The organism is Ulvibacter sp. MAR_2010_11 (assembly GCF_002813135.1).
GTDB lineage: Bacteria > Bacteroidota > Bacteroidia > Flavobacteriales > Flavobacteriaceae > Altibacter.
The window spans coordinates 1,926,270-1,946,905 of record NZ_PHTY01000001.1; the positions used below are offsets into that span (position 1 = coordinate 1,926,270).

General features: G+C 39.4%; 20 protein-coding genes and 5 tRNA genes. All 25 read left to right on the forward strand.

What is annotated here, in order from left to right:
• Nucleotides 1–4: 4 nt before the first annotated feature.
• The 25 genes from ATE92_RS08880 (at nt 5) to rpoB (ending at nt 20,552) form a co-directional block, all read left to right on the forward strand.
• Nucleotides 5–985 carry a PLP-dependent cysteine synthase family protein gene (locus ATE92_RS08880; RefSeq protein ID WP_100803368.1) on the forward strand — a complete coding sequence of 327 codons (981 nt, stop codon included), beginning with the start codon at nt 5–7 and terminating at the stop codon, nt 983–985.
• Nucleotides 986–1,051: 66 nt separating this feature from the next.
• Entirely contained in the window at nt 1,052–1,429 is a 378-nt protein-coding gene (locus ATE92_RS08885) for a DUF202 domain-containing protein (RefSeq protein ID WP_100803369.1), read from the forward strand.
• Nucleotides 1,430–1,479: 50 nt separating this feature from the next.
• A complete protein-coding gene (locus tag ATE92_RS08890; RefSeq protein ID WP_100803370.1) occupies nt 1,480–2,754 on the forward strand; it encodes a DUF2851 family protein in 1,275 nt (424 codons plus the stop codon).
• A 41-nt stretch (nt 2,755–2,795) separates the two neighbouring features.
• Nucleotides 2,796–3,026, forward strand: a complete 231-nt coding sequence (locus ATE92_RS08895; protein WP_100803371.1) for a PspC family transcriptional regulator — start codon at nt 2,796–2,798, stop codon at nt 3,024–3,026.
• Nucleotides 3,023–4,033: a TrkA family potassium uptake protein gene (locus ATE92_RS08900; RefSeq protein ID WP_100803372.1), complete on the forward strand. Its 1,011-nt coding sequence runs from the start codon at nt 3,023–3,025 to the stop codon at nt 4,031–4,033. Before ATE92_RS08895 ends, ATE92_RS08900 begins: the two co-directional genes overlap by 4 nt.
• A 98-nt stretch (nt 4,034–4,131) precedes the next feature.
• A complete protein-coding gene (locus ATE92_RS08905; protein WP_100803373.1) occupies nt 4,132–5,832 on the forward strand; it encodes a sodium:alanine symporter family protein in 1,701 nt (566 codons plus the stop codon).
• A gap of 38 nt (nt 5,833–5,870) precedes the next feature.
• Nucleotides 5,871–6,746 carry a helix-hairpin-helix domain-containing protein gene (locus tag ATE92_RS08910; protein ID WP_100803374.1) on the forward strand — a complete coding sequence of 292 codons (876 nt, stop codon included), beginning with the start codon at nt 5,871–5,873 and terminating at the stop codon, nt 6,744–6,746.
• 42 nt (nt 6,747–6,788) lie between these two features.
• Nucleotides 6,789–7,955 carry an acyl-CoA dehydrogenase family protein gene (locus ATE92_RS08915; RefSeq protein WP_100804402.1) on the forward strand — a complete coding sequence of 389 codons (1,167 nt, stop codon included), beginning with the start codon at nt 6,789–6,791 and terminating at the stop codon, nt 7,953–7,955.
• Nucleotides 7,956–8,023: 68 nt separating this feature from the next.
• Nucleotides 8,024–9,442, forward strand: a complete 1,419-nt coding sequence (locus ATE92_RS08920; protein WP_100803375.1) for a carboxypeptidase-like regulatory domain-containing protein — start codon at nt 8,024–8,026, stop codon at nt 9,440–9,442.
• 115 nt (nt 9,443–9,557) lie between these two features.
• Nucleotides 9,558–9,752 carry a 30S ribosomal protein S21 gene (rpsU, locus tag ATE92_RS08925; protein ID WP_100803376.1) on the forward strand — a complete coding sequence of 65 codons (195 nt, stop codon included), beginning with the start codon at nt 9,558–9,560 and terminating at the stop codon, nt 9,750–9,752.
• A 112-nt stretch (nt 9,753–9,864) separates the two neighbouring features.
• The gene (locus ATE92_RS08930; RefSeq protein ID WP_100803377.1) at nt 9,865–10,755 is read left to right on the forward strand and encodes a tyrosine-type recombinase/integrase; all 891 of its coding nucleotides are present in this window, start codon (nt 9,865–9,867) and stop codon (nt 10,753–10,755) included.
• A gap of 23 nt (nt 10,756–10,778) precedes the next feature.
• A complete protein-coding gene (gene hpf, locus ATE92_RS08935) occupies nt 10,779–11,081 on the forward strand; it encodes a ribosome hibernation-promoting factor, HPF/YfiA family (protein WP_100803378.1) in 303 nt (100 codons plus the stop codon).
• A gap of 111 nt (nt 11,082–11,192) precedes the next feature.
• Nucleotides 11,193–11,266: transfer RNA gene (locus ATE92_RS08940), tRNA-Thr, on the forward strand.
• A 181-nt stretch (nt 11,267–11,447) separates the two neighbouring features.
• A tRNA-Tyr gene (locus ATE92_RS08945) sits at nt 11,448–11,529 on the forward strand.
• 254 nt (nt 11,530–11,783) lie between these two features.
• Nucleotides 11,784–11,856 (forward strand) — tRNA-Gly (locus ATE92_RS08950).
• Between the two features lie 72 nt (nt 11,857–11,928).
• Nucleotides 11,929–12,000: transfer RNA gene (locus ATE92_RS08955), tRNA-Thr, on the forward strand.
• A gap of 54 nt (nt 12,001–12,054) precedes the next feature.
• Entirely contained in the window at nt 12,055–13,242 is a 1,188-nt protein-coding gene (gene tuf, locus ATE92_RS08960) for an elongation factor Tu (protein WP_100803379.1), read from the forward strand.
• A gap of 136 nt (nt 13,243–13,378) precedes the next feature.
• Nucleotides 13,379–13,451: transfer RNA gene (locus ATE92_RS08965), tRNA-Trp, on the forward strand.
• Nucleotides 13,452–13,659: 208 nt separating this feature from the next.
• On the forward strand, nt 13,660–13,848 hold the full coding sequence (gene secE, locus ATE92_RS08970) for a preprotein translocase subunit SecE (RefSeq protein ID WP_100803380.1): 189 nt from the start codon (nt 13,660–13,662) through the stop codon (nt 13,846–13,848).
• 5 nt (nt 13,849–13,853) lie between these two features.
• The gene (nusG, locus tag ATE92_RS08975; protein ID WP_100803381.1) at nt 13,854–14,408 is read left to right on the forward strand and encodes a transcription termination/antitermination protein NusG; all 555 of its coding nucleotides are present in this window, start codon (nt 13,854–13,856) and stop codon (nt 14,406–14,408) included.
• A gap of 71 nt (nt 14,409–14,479) precedes the next feature.
• Complete coding sequence (gene rplK, locus ATE92_RS08980; RefSeq protein ID WP_100803382.1) at nt 14,480–14,917, forward strand: 50S ribosomal protein L11; 438 nt, start codon at nt 14,480–14,482, stop codon at nt 14,915–14,917.
• Nucleotides 14,918–14,938: 21 nt separating this feature from the next.
• Entirely contained in the window at nt 14,939–15,634 is a 696-nt protein-coding gene (rplA, locus tag ATE92_RS08985) for a 50S ribosomal protein L1 (RefSeq protein ID WP_100803383.1), read from the forward strand.
• A gap of 12 nt (nt 15,635–15,646) precedes the next feature.
• Complete coding sequence (rplJ, locus tag ATE92_RS08990) at nt 15,647–16,168, forward strand: 50S ribosomal protein L10 (RefSeq protein WP_100803384.1); 522 nt, start codon at nt 15,647–15,649, stop codon at nt 16,166–16,168.
• Between the two features lie 58 nt (nt 16,169–16,226).
• Complete coding sequence (rplL, locus tag ATE92_RS08995) at nt 16,227–16,604, forward strand: 50S ribosomal protein L7/L12 (protein ID WP_100803385.1); 378 nt, start codon at nt 16,227–16,229, stop codon at nt 16,602–16,604.
• A 135-nt stretch (nt 16,605–16,739) separates the two neighbouring features.
• On the forward strand, nt 16,740–20,552 hold the full coding sequence (rpoB, locus tag ATE92_RS09000; protein WP_100803386.1) for a DNA-directed RNA polymerase subunit beta: 3,813 nt from the start codon (nt 16,740–16,742) through the stop codon (nt 20,550–20,552).
• Nucleotides 20,553–20,636 lie beyond the last annotated feature (84 nt).

The window sequence follows — 20,636 nt, forward strand, 5'->3', positions numbered from 1 at the left end:
ACAAATGGAATACGCAGAAAATATATTAGGTACTATCGGGAATACACCCTTGGTGAAAATCAACAAACTCGCCGAAGAAATTCCTGCTTTGGTCCTTGCCAAATACGAGACTTTTAACCCCGGAAATTCAACCAAAGACCGTATGGCGGTTAAAATGATCGAAGATGCCGAAGCCGACGGACGCCTAAAACCGGGAGGAACTATTATTGAAGGCACCAGTGGAAATACCGGTATGGGATTGGCCCTGGCAGCGATTGTGAAAGGCTACAAGATGGTTTGCGTAATTAGCGACAAACAAAGCAAGGAGAAAATGGATATTCTGCGTGCTGTAGGAAGCGAAGTTGTTATTTGCCCAACCGATGTAGAACCAACCGATCCGCGCTCGTACTATTCTACCTCCAAACGTCTTGCCGAAGAAACTCCCAACAGCTGGTATGTGAATCAGTATGACAATCCCAGCAACGCCAAAGCACATTACGAAAGTACCGGTCCCGAAATCTGGAAACAAACCGACGGGAAGGTTACGCACTTTGTAGTAGGAGTAGGAACCGGCGGAACTGTGAGTGGTGTTGGAAAATACTTAAAGGAACAGAATCCCAATATAAAAATATGGGGCATCGATACCTACGGCAGTGTCTTTAAAAAATACCACGAAACAGGAATTTTCGATGAAAAGGAAATCTATCCCTACGTCACCGAAGGGATTGGAGAAGACATTCTGCCAAAAAACGTAGATTTCAGTATTATAGACGGTTTTACAAAAGTAACCGATAAGGATGCGGCGATTTACACTCAAAAGCTAGCTAAGGAAGAAGGGATGTTTTTAGGGAATTCGGCAGGCGCGGCGATGAAAGGACTGCTTCAGTTAAAAGAACATTTTACCAAAGACGATGTAGTGGTAGTATTATTTCATGATCATGGAAGCAGATATGTCGGGAAAATGTTTAACAACGACTGGATGAAAAAAATGGGGTATCTGGAATAAGGAACTCAAAATATAATACACATAAATCCTGCTTTTCTAAGCAGGATTTTTTATTTTTATAGGTAAATGAAACGCAACGTCAAACAACTTTTCAGATTTTTCAGAACCAAGCCGGTTCCCGTAAATACAAACGAAATTTTGGCTTTGGAGCGGACCAAATTGGCCAACGAACGCACCTTATTGGCGTATATTAGGGCCTCCTTGTATCTATTACTTGGTGGATTGGCGCTTTTGCAGCTCAACGACTTTCAAAATATTCATTGGTTGGGATATGTTGCCTTGGTAGTATGTGTTTTGTTTCTGGCCGTTGGTATTTTTCGCTTTATCTTACTGAATAGAAGGTTGTACAAATGGAACCGGATATTGTTTTCCGATACTATTTCCGAATCGGTTGAACCGGAAACGGACACCCCGCAAAAAGGGAAGCCGCCCAAACCCGATTAAGTCGCGTAAGAATCTTTTAATCCTACGAACTCCCCGTTAATTTTTTAGTTATGAAAGAAGATTTCCTGCACTACGTATGGAAGTTTCAAAAATTTGACACCCGGGAGTTAAGCACTGTTCATGGTGAAACTATTAAAGTTTTAAAGCCCGGAATGCACAATTTGAATTCCGGCCCCGATTTTTTTAATGCGCAGATTGCAATTGGTGATGTGTTGTGGAATGGTAATGTTGAAATTCATATCAACGCTTCCCATTGGTATCAGCACAGTCATGAAAGCGATCCTGCATACGATTCGGTGATTCTACATGTGGTTTGGGAGCACGACGCTGAGGTGTTTAGACAAAACAACACCGTTATTCCCACACTTCAGCTAAAAAATTGTGTAGAGAAAAGCACGCTTACAGCCTATCATAAACTGTTTTCGAAAGAGTTGAGATGGATTAATTGTGAAAATGAATTCCCGAAAGTAGACACTTTTTTACTCCAAAACTGGTTGGAACGCTTGTATGTGGAACGTTTAGAGCTGAAGGCTCAAATAATACAAACACAATTGAAATCACTCCACAATCATTGGGAGGCTTTGCTCTTCAGGATGTTGTGTAAAAACTTCGGACTTTCAGTAAACGGCGAAGCTTTTTTAAGTTTGGCAGGCTCCATCGATTTTTCAATTATTCAAAAAGTAGCTTCAAAATCGGTTGAGCTGGAAGCATTACTTTTGGGACAGGCCGGATTGCTGGAGGGAGATTGTGCTGATGAATATTCGAGTGAGCTTCAGAGAAAATACAGGTTTCTCAAAAACAAATTCAAGGTGTCGAATGAGGGTGTGATCGCTCCCAAATTCTTCAGACTTCGTCCTTCTAATTTTCCTACGCTTCGGTTATCGCAATTGGCTATGCTGTATGGTAGTAGGCGCAAGCTGTTTTCAGAAATTATTTCAGCAAACAATTTGAGCGCTATTTATACCATTTTCAATATTTCGGCTTCCTCATATTGGGATACCCATTATAATTTCGGAGTGACTTCAAAAAAAAACAGTAAGGTTCTTACCAAAAGTTGTATCGATTTGATAGTAATTAACACCATTATTCCCTTTCAATTTTGCTATGCGAACTATCTCGGCAAAAATAATTGTGAAGCAATACTGCAACTGGCATCCGAAATTGCTTCAGAAAAAAACTCGATAATCTCAAAATTTAGCACTTTGGGTTTTACATCCGGAAATGCGATGCAAAGTCAGGCACTACTTCAGCTCAAAAATAACTACTGCAATGTGAAACGTTGTTTAGAGTGTGCAGTGGGGAACAGTATTTTAAAGGGATCTTAGTTATATTTATAATATTCGGTTAAAAATGTTAATTTGCACCAATGCTTCAATTAATCTACAAAATAAGACACTATCTGGAAAAGCGGGGTTTTTATGTGAGCTCCCGGTTGGCAGACCGTTTGGGAATGCGCGCCAAAAGTGTACGATTGTTTTTTATTTATGTGTCTTTTGCCACAATGGGAGTGGGATTTGCCATCTATTTAACACTTGCTTTTTTGCTGAAGTTAAAAGACCTGGTGTTTACCAAGCGAACTTCAGTTTTTGACTTATGAATAAAATATTCCAATCTAAAATTTTATGGGCGTTGTTTCTGCTTATCATTGTTTTTTTGGCAGGGGTAAGTGGATATAAATTCATGTCCGGTTATACATGGATTGATGCCTTGTACATGACGATTATTACGATCACTACAGTTGGATATGGTGAAGTAAGGCCGTTAAGTCCAATGGAAAAATTGGCGACTTCTGTTTTTATTCTTTCGAGTATCTTTATTGTTGGATACGCCATATCGGTAATTTCAGAATATATATTAAGTAGAAGTAACCTTAAAGCTTTAAAAATTAAACGTGTGCAAAAGAAAATAGATGCTTTACAAAATCATATAATAATATGTGGTTATGGAAGAAATGGTAAACAAGCCGCTCATAAATTATTAAACTACCAAAAGCCCTTTGTTATTATTGAAAAAAATGAGGAGGTAGTGGAACGGTATTCGGATGAAAAAATGCTGTTTATTAATGGTAATGCCAATGAAGACGAAGTTTTAGAACAGGCAGGTATTGAGAGGGCCTCCAGTTTAATTTGCGCCTTACCAAGCGATGCAGATAACCTCTTTATTGTGCTTTCGGCAAGACAAATAAAAAGGGATTTAAAAATAATAAGCCGCGCCACCGAAGAAACCAGTTATAAAAAATTAAAACTTGCAGGTGCAGACAATGTGATTATGCCCGATAGAATAGGAGGCGACCACATGGCATCTCTGGTAGTAATTCCTGATTTGGTTGAATTTCTGGATAATTTATCGGTTTCAGGAGCGCAGGATAGCATGAATGTGGAGCAAATCTCGTTCGAGAAAATGTGTCCCAATGGGGAGGAACAATCCATTATCCAACTGGACGTTCGAAACAAAACAGGTTGTTCCATAATTGGGTATAAATCACCGGGAGGAGAGTATATTGTAAATCCAGAACCGTCGATGGTCGTTAAAAAGAATTCGAAATTAATACTCATTGGGCGTCCAAATCAGATTGACCGATTAAAGCAATTCTATAATGTTTAAGCTTTCGTTAACAAATAGGAGCTCAAAAATTTGAATTCGCTAGTTTTTTTTAGCATCTTGCTTAGCTGAAAAAAAATCGTTTCACTAAACCCTCAATTATGAAGAAATATCTTCTCCTGTTGTTTTCTACATTAAGTCCTCTTTTAACATTTGCTCAAGAAGCAGAAGAAGTTGGAATTGATGAACAAATAAATCAGGCTTTTGCGCCTGTTTCCAATTTCTTTTCCAATGTTATATTCTTTGAAGTGTATGGAGGGACACCTTTTGTACTAATATTATTGGTGGTTAGTGCCTTGTTTTTTACAATATATTTTGGGTTTCCCAATTTTAGATATTTCTGGCGGGCAATTCAGACGGTTCGTGGAAAATATGAAGACATCGAAGCTCACGGTGCTAAAATTCTCTACGGAGAAGGAGGCATCTCTCAGGGTATAGATCTGAACAAAGTAGATGATATTACCGAACATGTCGAGTCCCTTTCGGACGAATTAGCCATAGATGGCGACATACGAGATACTATTAGGGATGAAAGCTCTGCCGGGGAGGTGAGTCACTTTCAAGCCTTGGCAACTGCTGTTTCAGGTACTGTAGGAAATGGTAACATCGCCGGTGTTGCGCTGGCCATTGCCCTGGGAGGACCGGGTGCAACTTTTTGGATGATTGTTTGTGGTCTTTTAGGTATGTCAACAAAATTTGTGGAATGTACCTTAGGGGTACAATATAGAGATGTTGGACCCGATGGTACTGTTTATGGAGGCCCCATGTATTACCTAAGTAAAGGTCTGAAGGAAAAAGGATTTGCCACTTTAGGAAAGATTACTGCAGTTTTATTTGCGATCTTTTGTATTGGAGGCTCTTTTGGAGGTGGAAATGCAGCACAATCCAATCAGGCAACCATCGTTTTGAAGGAATTATTTAACCTAGAAAGTGCAGCAGCCGGTTTTTGGATTGGAGTAGTCATTGCTATTTTGGTAGGTATTATTATTATTGGCGGTATCAAGCGTATCGCCTCCGTAACCGAAAAGGTAGTTCCCTTTATGGCAATTTTGTACGTAGTGGCGTGTTTGTATATTATTTTCAGCAATTTTGGACTGATTGATGATGCCATTAACCTTATTTTTACTGAAGCCTTTAACCCTAAAGCAATTGGCGTGGGTGGTATTATTGGAGTATTGTTAGTAGGATTTAAACGTGCAGCTTTCTCAAACGAAGCAGGAGCAGGATCGGCTTCTATTGCTCACTCTGCGGTACGTACAAAATATTCTGCAAGCGAAGGTTTGGTTGCTCTATTGGAGCCTTTTATAGATACTGTTGTTATTTGTACCATGACAGCGCTAGTAATTATAATTTTTAACTTCGGAGGCTTTTTTGAATATGGAGATATTACCGGACAAGGAGTGGCTATTATAGATGGAGTGTCTTATGAAGGAGCCGGGATTACCTCTGTTGCTTTCGCCGAGTTTATACCCTATTCCAATATATTTTTAACAGTAGCAGTATTCTTATTTGCGGTGTCGACAATGATTTCCTGGTCGTACTACGGCCTCCAATCATGGAAATATCTCTTCGGAAGGGGTAAAAGAGCCGATTTAGTCTATAAGCTATTATTTTTATTGTTTGTTGTGATTGGAGCAGCTGCAAATATGAGATCGATTTGGGATTTCTCCGATGCGATGATTTTTGCAATGATCTTCCCTAACATGGTTGGATTGTTCTTCTTATTCCCTGTAGTTAAAAAACAACTTAAGAGGTATCTGGATGCTATCAAACTGAAACGAGAAGCAATTACCGATAATTAAAAAACAGCAAAAGAACTCCCCGGGCTAAACGGAGAGTTATGAAAAATTTTAAATCCCATCTTGTGTTTAACAAACAACAACAAGGTGGGATTTTGCTTTTAACGCTGGTAATCTTGGTGCTCTTGGGAGTGTATTTTTTCATTCCTTTTTCTGAAGATGAATTACTGGATATTTCATCTCCCGAAATTCAAGCCGTGCAAAAACAAATCGATTCGTTGCGCACAGCGGAAATTGCTTCCCGGAAGCCAAAACAATACTCTTTCAACCCTAACTTTATATCAGACTACAAGGCCTATACATTGGGAATGTCTCCCGAAGAATTTGACAGATTGAAGCTATTTAGAGATATGGACCAATGGATAAATTCGGCTGCCGATTTTAAACGAGTCACACAGGTTTCCGATTCTTTGCTGAATGCCATTAAACCCTATTTTAAATTCCCCGATTGGGTAACCAATTCCAGAGTGCCAAGTAATTCATATAAAAAATATACTTTAGAAAAATCCTATGCACAAAAAATCGATCTAAATCTCGCCACCGAAGCCCAGCTTCAGGAAGTCCCGGGGATAGGGGAAACGTTGAGCAAACGAATTGTGGCTTTTCGATCTACATTAAACGGATTTACAAGTGATATTCAGTTATACGGAGTTTGGGGGCTGAATGGAACGGTAGTGCAACGATGTTTACAACAATTTACAGTAAAAACTCCAAAGGCTATTGAGAAGATGGATCTTAATACGGCAACGGCTTCAGATATTGCGACCATCCCGGGAGTCTCTTTTGAGTTGGCTAAACAGATCTGGGAATATAGAACGCTTCGTGAAACCATCAACAACTTTTCAGAGTTAAGGGAAATTGAAGGAATGTCTGCTTATAAATTAGAGTTAATTCAATTATATTTGTCCATTAAGTAAAAAATTACTTCATTCGTAATATCCCTAATTCCATAAATGTTTATGAGCAGCATGTATTTTACAGAAGAGCACGATTTTTTCAGAAAAAGCTTTCAGGATTTTTTGCAGAAAGAGGTCGTTCCACATATTGAAAAGTGGGAGAAAACCGGTCATATAGAACGATTTATCTGGAAAAAATTTGGAGAGATGGGCTACTTCGGAATCAACTACCCTGAAGCCTATGGCGGGATGCAACTCGATTTGTTTTACACCGTGATATTTTTGGAAGAATTACAAAAAGTAAACTCCGGTGGTTTTGCTGCGGCTATGTGGGCGCATGCGTATTTAGCCATGACGCATTTAAACAAGGAAGGAAATCAAGAGCAGAAACAAAAATATCTAACGCCGAGCATCAACGGTGAAAAAATTGGATGTCTTTGTGTTACCGAACCCTTTGGCGGAAGTGATGTATCAGGGATGCGCAGTACAGCTGTAAAGAAAGGAGATACCTATGTAATTAATGGGTCAAAGACCTTTATTACGAATGGTGTATACAGCGACTATCTAATTGTTGCTGCAAAAACAGCACCCGAACTGGGGAATAAAGGAATCAGTATTTTTGTAATAGACCGAGAAACTCCGGGTATTTCTTCAACAAAGCTTGACAAATTAGGATGGCGGGCCAGTGATACCGGCGAAATTGCATTTGACAATGTTGTGATTCCAGCCGGAAATTTGATGGGAGAAGAGAATCAGGGTTTTCCATACATCATGCAGCATTTTGCGTTGGAACGACTTATTATGGGAATCAATGCCCATGCCCGAAGTGAATTCGCACTCGATTATACCATTCAATATATGAAAGACAGAATGGCCTTTGGGAAAAGTATCTCAAAATTTCAGGCATTACGACACAGAGTTGCGCAGTTGAGCAGTGAGGTAGAAGTGTGTAAAACCTTCAATTATGTTACCGCCAAGCGATTAAATGATGGTGAATATGTAGTTAAGGAGGCTTCCATGTCTAAATTAATTTCGACCAAGGTTGCCGACGAGGTGATGTACGACTGCCTTCAGTTATTGGGCGGTTATGGTTATATGGAAGACTACCCGTTGGCGCGATTATTGCGTGATAGCAGATTAGGGCCTATAGGTGGAGGTACTTCAGAGATATTACGAGAGATTATTGCGAAGATGGTGATTGACGGTAAGAAGTATAAAAAGGCTACCTAGAGTGATACATTAAGTCTGAAGCGCAACTTCCAAATAAGAAGTGTGCGATCATTATATAACTACAATAGATGAAGCATTCTTTTTTAAAATATTTTTTCGGTTTACTTATTGGATTGAGTTGTTTAAATGCTGTTGCTCAAACAGAGTTAAAGGGTAAGATTACCGATTTCGCTACGTATGAGCCCATTGAAAGTGCCAGTATCTATATTAAAAATACTACTGTGGGTACTGTTAGCAATGTAGACGGTAAATTTGTTTTGTTAATTCCGGACGAACGAGTGAAGGATACGTTGGTTATATCATCTATTGGATATAAAAGTTTTGTAACCGCGATATCAGATTTTGACACATCAGGGGAAATATTTTTGGAAGAGGATATTGCATCGTTAGATGAAGTAGTCCTTATTTCAGACCCCAGACCTACGACAGGGAATGAGATTGTACTGAAGGCATTAAAAAAATTACCACAAAATTTACCCGAACAACCCTATCTTCAAAAGGGGTTTTTACGACATAAAGAGCGCAACAAAAAAGAATACAAATGGCTTATTGAAAGTGCCCTCACATTATACGATTCCAGTTTTGCTTCGGGAGCAGAAGATAATCTTAAACTCAATATCGATGAGACAAGAAAGAGTTACGATTTGCGGGATGTAGATAGTTTGTTTGCGTTCTCTGCATACTTAAAAAGTAAAAATATAAAACCCAGAGATCTAAGTAGGAACACGGTAAAAAAGGATGCTCTAATCGAAGCGATAAAATGGAATGACGGTAGGGTAAATGGTCTGGACAATCTTTTTATGGGCAGATTAAATTTGGTGCGGAATTCTAATATGAAGAACGCACTATTTGGAGAAAACATACTGGAGAAACACCAATTTGAATTGGACACCGTACTCGTTGACGATGGCAGAAAACTCTATAAGATAAAAATCACAAAGGGAAAGGATTATATAGGTCTTAACACTAAAAACATTTATAACGACGGCTACAACGCAAACGGCTGGCTCTATATTTATTGGGACAATTACGCTTTTAAGAAAATTGAGTATGAGCTGGTGGCGGCTTCCCCTGCCCAAAAAAGCAGAAGTAAGTCATTGTTCGATACTCAGGTAAATCACAAACTTATCATAACCTACATAGAATACGACGGTAAGATGTATCCCAACTATTTCTATTACGAAACTCCCAAGTTAGTGAATGTAGGGGACAGGTCTTCAGACAAAGACAAAAAGGAGGAGAGTGAACTTCGTTCAGACAGAGAGCAACAATTTTATTATACCGTTCAGGAAATTTTGTTTACCGAAATTATCCGCGATCAGGAGCTGATAGATCTGGAACTAAAAAAGGACTGGTCTGAAGATATTTTCTTGGTGAGACCTTATAACAAAGAGTTCTGGAAAAAGTACAATGTGTTATTGGAAAGTGAAGAGGAAGAGAAACTAATTCACGATTTAAGCCAGCGAGCTTCTTTGTTTAAACAGTAAAACGGATTTACGAATTGCGATTTACGATTTTCAATTAAAAAAAATTCCAAATCTTACATCTAAAATCTAAAATCTTATTATCTTTGCCGTCCTAAAGAGAGGAGGTGATGACCCTATGTTAATAATACCAGTAAAAGACGGAGAAAATATCGACAGAGCGCTAAAGAGATTTAAGCGTAAATTTGACCGTACAGGAACAATGCGCCAGTTACGTAAGCGACAAGCTTTCAGCAAGCCTTCAGTAGAACGCAGAGCGCAAATTCAAAAAGCACAATATATTCAAGGACTAAGAGACGCAGAAGAAATCTAGTATTCTGTTCCTTTCAAACATAAAAATCCGTTGGAAATTTTTCTAACGGATTTTTTTATGGGTTCAACTAGCGCAAATTTGTACCTTTAACTTTTAACCTTTAGCCTACTGCATGCTTTTTAAGGAGTTCATAGATTATCTTTCTTTAGAAAAAAATTATTCGGTACACACTGTTACCGCATATAAGAGAGATTTGGAAAATTTTTTAGAATTTGCTGTTGCGGGGTACGATTACAAATCGATTAAGGAGATTAATTATTCGGTGATTAGAAGTTGGATAGTTTCCCTGGTCGATTCGGGAATCACAAACCGAAGTATTAATCGGAAAATTTCTTCATTAAAAACCTATTACAAATTTTTGCTGAAGACCAAACAGATTGAAGTCAATCCGTTGGCGAAGCACAAGGCATTAAAAACAAGCACGAAGTTACAAGTGCCTTTTTCAGAAAAAGAAATAGAAAATGTGCTGGATTTGTTTGAAGAGGCAGAAGATTTTAAAGGAGTGCGAAATAAACTGATAGTCGAATTGTTTTATTCTACAGGAATACGTCGCGCCGAGTTGGTAAATTTGAAGTTAAATGATGTTTCCTTAAGTCAGAATACCATCAAGGTTTTGGGAAAACGAAACAAGGAGCGCATTCTCCCTTTACTACCTTCGGTCGTAAAAACAATTGAAGTTTATTTAAAGCTTCGAAATGAGTTGAAAATTATAGTGGATACACCTTATTTATTCCTTTCAGCCAAAGGAATTAAAATATACGAAAACCTTGTTTACCGAATTATTAATTCCTATTTTAGTAAAGCCTCAGAAAAAGTGAAAAAGAGTCCGCATATACTACGACATTCTTTTGCGACTCACCTTTTAAATGAGGGAGCAGATTTAAACGCAGTTAAGGAACTGCTGGGGCATTCGAGTTTAGCCTCCACTCAAGTCTATACTCATAATAGTATAGCGCAATTAAAACAGGTTTATAAAAACTCGCATCCACGTAACACGAAATAATTTTAACCGTAAATCTAATGCGTATGAAAGTAAATGTGCAAACCCCGAATTTTGCGGCCGATGATAAATTGATTGGTTTCATTGAAAGAAGATTAAATAAACTGGAGCAGTTTTATGATAAAATTGTATTTGCCGATGTGTTTTTGAAAGTTCAAAAGACAAGTGAAAAGCAGAATAAAGTAGTTGAAATTTTGGTGAGTATTCCGGGAGACGAATTGATGGTGAAAAAGGAGGCTAGAACCTTCGAAATAGGAACCGATGAATGTGTTCAATCTCTGGAAAGACAGCTTAAAAAACGCAAACAAAAACAAAGAGCTCATTTCTGAGATAATTTTTCAAAAAAAGTTTTTTAGAAAAAATAATTTATATACATTTGCAGTCCGTTAGAAATAGCGGACTTTTTTATGCTGATTTTTTTAGCTGAAAAAGCCAAAAAGGCCGATGTAGCTCAGCTGGCTAGAGCAGCTGATTTGTAATCAGCAGGTCGTGGGTTCGAGTCCCTCCATCGGCTCTTTGAAAAAGAGAAATTGCTTAGGAAGATTGTATGATAACATTGGTTATTGTTTAATTGAAAAGGGACGAGAAGTTTATCCTGAGCGCCAGCCCGACAGAGTCATTCTGGCGGGAAGTCGAAGGGAGTCCCTCCATCGGCTCTTTGAAAAAGAGAAGTTCTTTGTAAAAACAATGGTTAAGGGGAGATACTCAAGCGGCCAACGAGGGCAGACTGTAAATCTGCTGACTACGTCTTCGCAGGTTCGAATCCTGCTCTCCCCACATAAATTTTAAAGAAGCGGACGTCAAAAGCTCGCTTTTGAAAGGCTATGTAAAAAATGTTTGTTCAGGGTTACCTTGAAAGGATCACGAACGACAGTGAGTAATCCTGAAAGAAACACTGAGCAAAGTTACCTTGAAAGGATCACGAACGACAGTGAGTAATCCTGAAAGAAATACTGAATAGAATTATCCTATTAATGAGGTAATTCGCTTTGAAATATTGAAATACTATTCTGATTTATTCAGAAAGATAAGCGGGAGTAGCTCAGTTGGTAGAGCGTCAGCCTTCCAAGCTGAATGTCGCCGGTTCGAACCCGGTCTCCCGCTCTAAAAAATTTACGAGCTACGATGTACGACTTTCAAATCGTAAATCTCAATATCGGCAATCGTAAATGAAACGCCGGTGTAGCTCAGGGGTAGAGCGTTTCCTTGGTAAGGAAGAGGTCATGAGTTCAAATCTCATCATTGGCTCAACACAGTACAAAATTGAACACTTTTATATAACTAAGATTAAATTAATACAAAATGGCAAAAGCAACATACGATCGGGCTAAACCTCACTTAAATGTAGGTACAATTGGGCACGTAGATCACGGGAAAACAACTTTAACTGCTGCGATTACTAAAGTAATGGCAGATGCTGGTTATTCAGAAGCAAGATCTTTTGATCAAATTGACAACGCTCCTGAAGAAAAAGAAAGAGGTATTACAATTAACTCTTCACACGTAGAGTACCAAACAGCTAATCGTCACTACGCACACGTTGACTGTCCAGGTCACGCGGATTACGTAAAGAACATGGTTACCGGTGCTGCACAGATGGACGGAGCTATCCTTGTGGTTGCTGCTACAGATGGTCCTATGCCACAAACACGTGAGCACATCCTTCTTGGACGCCAGGTAGGTATTCCTCGTATTGTTGTATTCATGAACAAAGTGGATATGGTTGATGATGAGGAGCTTTTGGAATTGGTTGAGATGGAAATCAGAGACCTTCTTTCATTCTACGAATATGATGGTGATAATGGTCCTGTAATCGCTGGTTCTGCACTTGGTGCATTAAACGGTGAGCAAAAATGGGTTGATACAGTATTACAATTAATGGAAGCTGTAGATACTTGGATCGAAGAGCCTTTGCGTGAAATCGACAAGCCTTTCTTGATGCCTATCGAAGATGTATTCTCTATTACTGGACGTGGTACAGTAGCAACAGGTCGTATTGAGACTGGTGTTGCTAACACCGGAGATCCTGTAGAGATTATTGGAATGGGAGCTGAGAAATTAACTTCAACTATTACCGGTATCGAAATGTTCCGTCAGATCCTTGATAGAGGTGAGGCAGGAGATAACGCAGGTATCCTTTTAAGAGGTATTGAGAAAACTCAAATCTCTAGAGGTATGGTAATTGTTAAGCCGGGATCTGTAACTCCACACGCTAAGTTTAAAGCTGAGGTGTACGTTTTGAAAAAAGAAGAAGGTGGACGTCACACTCCATTTCACAATAACTACCGTCCGCAGTTCTACGTTCGTACAACCGACGTAACAGGAAACATTAGTCTTCCTGATGGAGTTGAAATGGTAATGCCTGGTGATAACTTGACAATCCACGTTGAATTGATCCAAAAGATCGCAATGAATGTGGGTCTTCGTTTTGCAATCCGTGAGGGTGGTAGAACAGTAGGAGCCGGTCAGGTAACTGAAATTTTAGACTAAACAAAGTCAATTAATAAAAAGGTAAAGGTGTTCCGATTTTTCGGAACGCCTTGACTTTTATAACGGGGTTTACCTGCCTGCCGGCAGGCAGGGCTGAGCGAATAGCATAGGTTTTGTGGGTGATCCGGAAAAGTAAACGGGTTTAGCTCAGTTGGTAGAGCACTGGTCTCCAAAACCAGGTGTCGTGAGTTCGAGTCTCGCAACCCGTGCAAAGAATGAAAAGTTTTGTTTGAAGCAAAGTGCTTCTGAAAAAACAAAAGCCATGAGGACGAGAACCTTCCCGACAGTTCAGGCGGGGTTTATCCTGAGCGCCAGCCCGACAGATTCATTCTGGCGGGAAGTCGAAGGAAGTCTCGCAACAAGTTTACACTGAGCGTAGTCGAAGTGTGCAAAATAAAGCATTAATACCTAATAGAAATGGTAGATTATATTAAAGAATCTTATAGCGAACTAAAAAACCATGTAACATGGACTCCTTGGGCAGAAGCCCAACGTCTTACGGTTATTGTGGCAGTATTCTCCTTACTACTTGCTTTGGCGGTATGGGGTGTGGATACCGTATTTAGCAAGTTGATAAGCTTATATTTTGAATGGATCAAGTCGTAAATAGAATGACTGAAACAAAAAGTACAAAAAAGTGGTACGTAGTCCGTTCGGTTAGTGGGCAGGAAAACAAGATCAAGTCGTATATCGAAACTGAAATCAAACGATTGAGTTTAGAAGATTACATTGATCAGGTCCTGGTTCCAACCGAAAAAGTGATTCAAATTCGCAATGGGAAGAAAGTTCATAAAGAACGTGTTTACTTTCCGGGATATATTATGATCCAAGCGAGTTTGGCGGGTGAAATTCCACACATTATAAAATCAATTAACGGGGTAATAGGCTTTTTGGGTGAAACCAAAGGCGGAGACCCTGTACCGTTGCGTCAGGCTGAGGTGAATAGAATGTTAGGAAAGGTAGATGAGTTATCTGTAAAAGATGATAACGTAAACATCCCATTCGTAATTGGAGAAACGGTAAAAGTAATCGATGGTCCGTTTAACGGATTTAACGGCACGGTCGAAAAAATAAATGAAGAAAAGCGTAAGCTTGAGGTAATGGTGAAAATTTTCGGAAGAAAAACTCCATTAGAATTAAGCTATATGCAAGTTGAAAAAGTTTAATTGTTACACGCTATATAATAGGTAATTTCTTTGGCTTCCACTATAGAAAAAACCACATTAAAAATTAGAAAATGGCAAAAGAAGTAGGTAAAGTAGTAAAGTTGCAAGTTCGTGGAGGTGCCGCTAACCCGTCGCCACCAGTTGGACCAGCTTTAGGTGCTGCCGGTGTGAACATTATGGAGTTCTGTAAGCAATTTAATGCTAGAACTCAGGACAAACAAGGAAAAGTACTTCCAGTACAGATTACGGTGTATAAAGACAAGTCTTTCGACTTTGTTATTAAGACCCCACCTGCTGCAGTACAGATTCTTGAAGCCGCCAAAGCAAAAAAAGGTTCTGGCGAGCCACACATTAATAAGGTAGCTACTATCTCTTGGGATCAGGTAAAAACGATCGCAGAAGACAAAATGCCCGATTTAAATGCATTTACCATTGAGTCTGCCATGAAAATGGTAGCAGGTACTGCGAGATCAATGGGAGTGAAAATAAAAGGTGCTGCACCTTTTTAATCAAGAAAAAGAATCTATAAAATGGCAAGATTAACAAAAAAGCAAAAAGAAACGAACGCTAAAGTAGAGGCTAGAACCTATACTGTAGCTGAAGCTTCCGCTTTAATAAAGGAAATTTCCAATGTAAATTTCGATGCCTCTGTAGACCTTGCGGTTCGTCTTAACGTAGACCCAAGGAAAGCAAACCAAATGGTTAGAGGTGTAGTAACCTTACCACATGGTACAGGTAAAGATGTAAAGGTATTGGCTTTAGTAACTCCCGATAAGGAGGCTGAGGCTAAAGAAGCCGGAGCAGATTATGTTGGATTAGACGAGTACCTCGATAAAATTAAAGGAGGTTGGACAGATGTTGACGTAATTGTAACAATGCCAAGTGTGATGGGTAAATTAGGTCCATTAGGACGTGTATTAGGACCTCGTGGTCTTATGCCAAACCCAAAGACTGGTACTGTAACAATGGACGTTGCTAAGGCTGTTTCTGATGTAAAAGCTGGTAAAATCGATTTTAAAGTGGATAAGACCGGTATTGTACACGCAGCAATTGGAAAAGCATCTTTCGATGCCGAAAAAATTGCAGGAAACGCAAAAGAATTATTAACAACCCTAGTGAAACTGAAGCCTCAGGCAGCTAAAGGTGTGTATATTAAAAGTATCTATATGTCTAGTACCATGAGTCCTAGTGTGCAGATTGACACCAAAAGGTTTACTGAACAGTAAAATTTAGAGATTATGACAAGAGAAGAAAAATCACAAGTAATTGAAAATTTAACTGCGCAGTTGTCTGAAAATCCTATTATCTATTTAGCAGATATTTCAGGATTGGATGCAGGAAACACTTCAAATTTACGTCGTGCTTGTTTTAAGGCAGGGGTAAAACTAGAAGTTGTTAAGAACACATTACTTTCGAAAGCAATGATAGCTTCCGATAAAGAATTCGGTGAATTAACCGGAATCCTTACTGGAAATACTTCTATTATGTTTTCTGAAACAGGTAATGCACCGGCGAAAGTTATTAAAGAATTCAGAAAAAAATCTGATAGACCTTTACTAAAAGGAGCATTTATAGAAGAAGCGATTTATGTAGGAGATGACCAATTAGATAATTTGGTGAACATCAAGTCGAAAGAAGAGCTTATTGGAGATATTATTGGATTACTTCAGTCTCCTGCTAAAAATGTTATTTCAGCATTAAAATCTGGAGGTGGAACCATCGCAGGTATTGTAAAAACCTTGTCTGAAAGAGAAGGTTAATAAATTAAGCACTAATAAAAATTATAATATAAATTCAAAATTATTAAAACGATAGAAAATGGCAGATTTAAAAGATTTCGCAGAAAAATTAGTTAACTTAACAGTAAAAGAAGTTAACGAATTAGCAACTATATTAAAAGATGAGTACGGTATCGAGCCTGCTGCTGCAGCTGTAGCTGTTGCCGCTGGTGGTGCTGCTGCTGGTGGAGAAGCCGCTGAAGAAAAGTCTGAATTCGACGTAATTCTTAAAGCAGCCGGTGCATCTAAATTGGCAGTTGTAAAACTTGTAAAAGAACTTACCGGTCTTGGTCTTAAAGAAGCTAAAGATTTAGTAGATAACGCTCCTTCACCAATGAAAGAAGGTGTGTCTAAAGACGAAGCTGAAGCCTTAAAAGCTCAGCTAGAAGAAGCTGGAGCAGAGGTTGAGCTTAAGTAAGCTCCCAACGTTCCAAACCTTAAGGTTTAGGTCTTCCGTATCGAGCGGAAAGACCTAAACCATTTTGCGTATATAGAGGTTAATTATTTCCAGTATACGCACCTCACATTTTTTTAATTAAAATTCCGTCCATAGATGTCAGCAACGCAAACTGAAAGATTGAATTTTTCCTCTGTTAAAAATAAGCCGGATTATCCGGACTTTTTGGACATCCAGATTAAATCCTTTCAGGATTTTTTCCAACTGGAAACCAAATCAGAAGAAAGAGGTAACGAAGGTCTTTATAAAACCTTCATGGAGAATTTCCCAATTACCGACACCCGCAACCAATTTGTTTTAGAGTTTTTAGATTACTTTGTAGACCCTCCGCGATATTCCATTCAGGAATGTATTGAGCGTGGGTTAACCTACAGCGTTCCCCTAAAAGCACGTTTAAAATTATATTGTACAGACGAAGAGCACGAAGATTTTGAAACCATCGTGCAAGATGTGTATTTGGGAACCATCCCTTATATGACGCCTAGTGGTACTTTTTGTATCAACGGCGCAGAAAGAGTTGTTGTATCACAGTTACACCGTTCCCCGGGGGTTTTCTTTGGACAATCGTTCCACGCAAATGGAACAAAATTGTATTCGGCCAGAGTTATCCCTTTTAAAGGATCCTGGATCGAATTTGCTACCGATATCAACAGCGTTATGTACGCCTATATCGATAGAAAGAAAAAATTACCTGTAACTACACTTTTCCGTGCTATTGGATTCGAAAGAGATAAGGATATCCTTGAAATTTTCGACCTGGCCGAAGAAGTAAAAGCTTCAAAAACCGGTCTTAAAAAATACCTGGGCCGTAAACTGGCTGCTCGTGTTTTAAAGACATGGCACGAAGATTTCGTAGATGAAGATACAGGCGAGGTTGTTTCTATTGAACGAAACGAAATAGTACTAGATCGTGATACGATTCTTGAAAAAGAACATATCGAAGAGATTCTGGATTCGGGTTCAAAAGCAATTTTGTTGCACAAGGAAGATAATCACATGGCAGACTATGCGATTATCCATAACACCTTACAAAAAGATCCTACCAACTCCGAAAAAGAAGCGGTAGAACACATATACAGACAATTACGTAACGCCGAACCACCCGATGAAGAAACCGCTCGCGGAATCATCAATAAGTTGTTCTTTAGTGACCAACGTTATAATCTTGGTGAGGTAGGTCGTTATCGTATGAACAAAAAACTGGGTCTTGATATCCCAATGGACAAGCAAGTTCTTACCAAAGAAGATATCATTACCATTGTAAAATACTTAATCGAGTTGATTAACTCTAAAGCAGAGATTGATGATATTGATCACTTGTCGAACCGTCGTGTTCGTACAGTAGGTGAGCAACTGTCTTCTCAGTTTGGTGTAGGTTTAGCTCGTATGGCGCGTACCATCCGTGAAAGGATGAATGTTCGTGATAACGAAGTATTTACACCAATCGATTTGATTAATGCCAAGACATTGTCTTCGGTGATTAACTCTTTCTTTGGAACCAATCAGCTTTCTCAGTTTATGGATCAAACCAATCCTTTGGCGGAGATTACGCACAAGCGTCGTCTTTCAGCTCTAGGACCGGGAGGTCTCTCACGTGAAAGAGCAGGTTTTGAGGTTCGTGACGTTCACTATACCCACTACGGAAGATTATGTCCTATCGAAACACCAGAAGGACCAAACATTGGTTTGATTTCTTCACTATCGGTATACGCGAAAGTGAACAACTTAGGATTTATTGAAACGCCGTACCGCAAAGTTACAGATGGGAAAATAGATCTTAAAACAGAACCAATTTACCTTTCGGCAGAAGAAGAAGAAGAAAAACTAATTGCACAGGCCAACATTCCAATTACGGAAGATGGTACAATAGATACAGATAAGGTTATTGCCCGTATGGAAGGTGACTTCCCGTTAGTGGATCCGAAAACGGTTCACTATACAGACGTTGCACCCAACCAGATTTCGTCAATTTCGGCTTCTTTGATTCCGTTCCTGGAACACGATGATGCAAACCGTGCCTTGATGGGATCTAACATGATGCGTCAGGCGGTACCTTTATTAATTGCAGATTCTCCAATTGTTGGAACCGGACTGGAACGTCAGGTTGCTTCAGATTCACGAGTATTGATTAATGCTGAAGGTGATGGAGTGGTAGAATATGTAGATGCAAATATGATCACCATCAAATACGACCGTACCGATACAGAACGTATGGTGAGTTTTGATGGAGATTCGAAAACCTACAACTTAGTAAAATTCAGAAAGACAAACCAAAGTACCTCTATCAACCTGAAGCCAATCGTAAGAAAAGGTGACAGAGTTCAGAAAGGACAAGTGCTTTGCCAGGGTTATGCCACCGAAAAAGGGGAATTGGCCTTGGGAAGAAACATGAAAGTAGCCTTTATGCCTTGGAAAGGGTATAACTTTGAGGATGCAATCGTAATTTCTGAAAAAGTAGTTCGTGAAGATATCTTTACTTCTATCCACATCGATGAGTATTCATTGGAAGTTCGTGACACCAAATTGGGTAACGAAGAATTGACCAATGACATTCCAAACGTTTCCGAAGAGGCTACAAAAGACCTTGACGAGCATGGAATGATTCGTATTGGTGCCGAAGTGAAGCCGGGAGACATATTAATTGGAAAAATTACTCCTAAAGGAGAAAGTGATCCAACTCCTGAAGAGAAATTACTGCGTGCCATCTTTGGTGACAAAGCTGGTGATGTAAAAGATGCTTCTTTAAAAGCTTCTCCATCATTACGCGGAGTGGTTATCGACAAGAAGTTATTTGCACGAGCTATAAAAGATAAACGCAAACGAGCGAAGGACAAAGAGGATATTACTGCCTTGGAAGCCGAATACTACGCGAAATTTGATGCGTTGAAAGATGTGTTGGTTGAAAAGCTTTTCAACATAGTTGGTGGAAAAACAGCGCAAGGGGTCATGAATGACCTTGGAGAAGTTGTTTTCCCGAAAGGTAAAAAGTACACCTTGAAAATGCTGAATGCTGTGGATGACTATACGCATTTGGTAGGAGGTGTTTGGACGACCGATGATGAGACCAACGTGTTGGTAGCCGATTTAATGCACAACTATAGAATTAAGGAAAACGATCTTCAAGGAAACTTACGTCGTGAGAAGTTTACCATCTCTGTTGGAGATGAACTTCCTTCCGGAATTTTGAAACTTGCCAAAGTATATATCGCTAAAAAGCGTAAACTGAAAGTAGGGGATAAGATGGCGGGACGTCACGGAAACAAAGGTATTGTTGCACGTATTGTACGTGAAGAAGACATGCCGTTCCTGGAAGACGGAACTCCTGTAGATATCGTATTGAACCCACTTGGGGTACCTTCTCGTATGAACATTGGACAGATCTACGAAACCGTTTTAGGTTGGGCAGGTCAGAAATTAGGTAGAAAGTATGCAACACCAATCTTTGATGGAGCTACTTTAGATCAAATCAATGAAATTACTGACGAGGCCGGAATTCCAAGATTCGGACATACTTATTTATACGACGGTGGAACAGGACAACGTTTCGATCAGCCTGCAACTGTTGGGGTGATTTATATGTTGAAACTGGGTCACATGGTAGACGATAAGATGCACGCACGTTCTATAGGACCTTACTCATTAATTACACAACAGCCATTGGGTGGTAAAGCTCAATTTGGAGGTCAGCGTTTTGGTGAGATGGAGGTTTGGGCTTTGGAAGCCTACGGAGCGTCGAGTACACTACGTGAAATATTGACGGTAAAATCTGATGATGTTATCGGTAGAGCGAAAACCTATGAGGCGATCGTGAAGGGTGAAACCATGCCGGAACCGGGTCTTCCAGAATCTTTCAACGTGTTAATGCACGAATTGAAAGGTCTTGGATTGGATATCAGATTAGAAGAATAGCAGAATGCCTCTCCTTTTTAGGAGGGGCACTTCTTCAACTTCAACCGGAGTGAAAAAACACTCCAAAAACAAATACAAAAACAA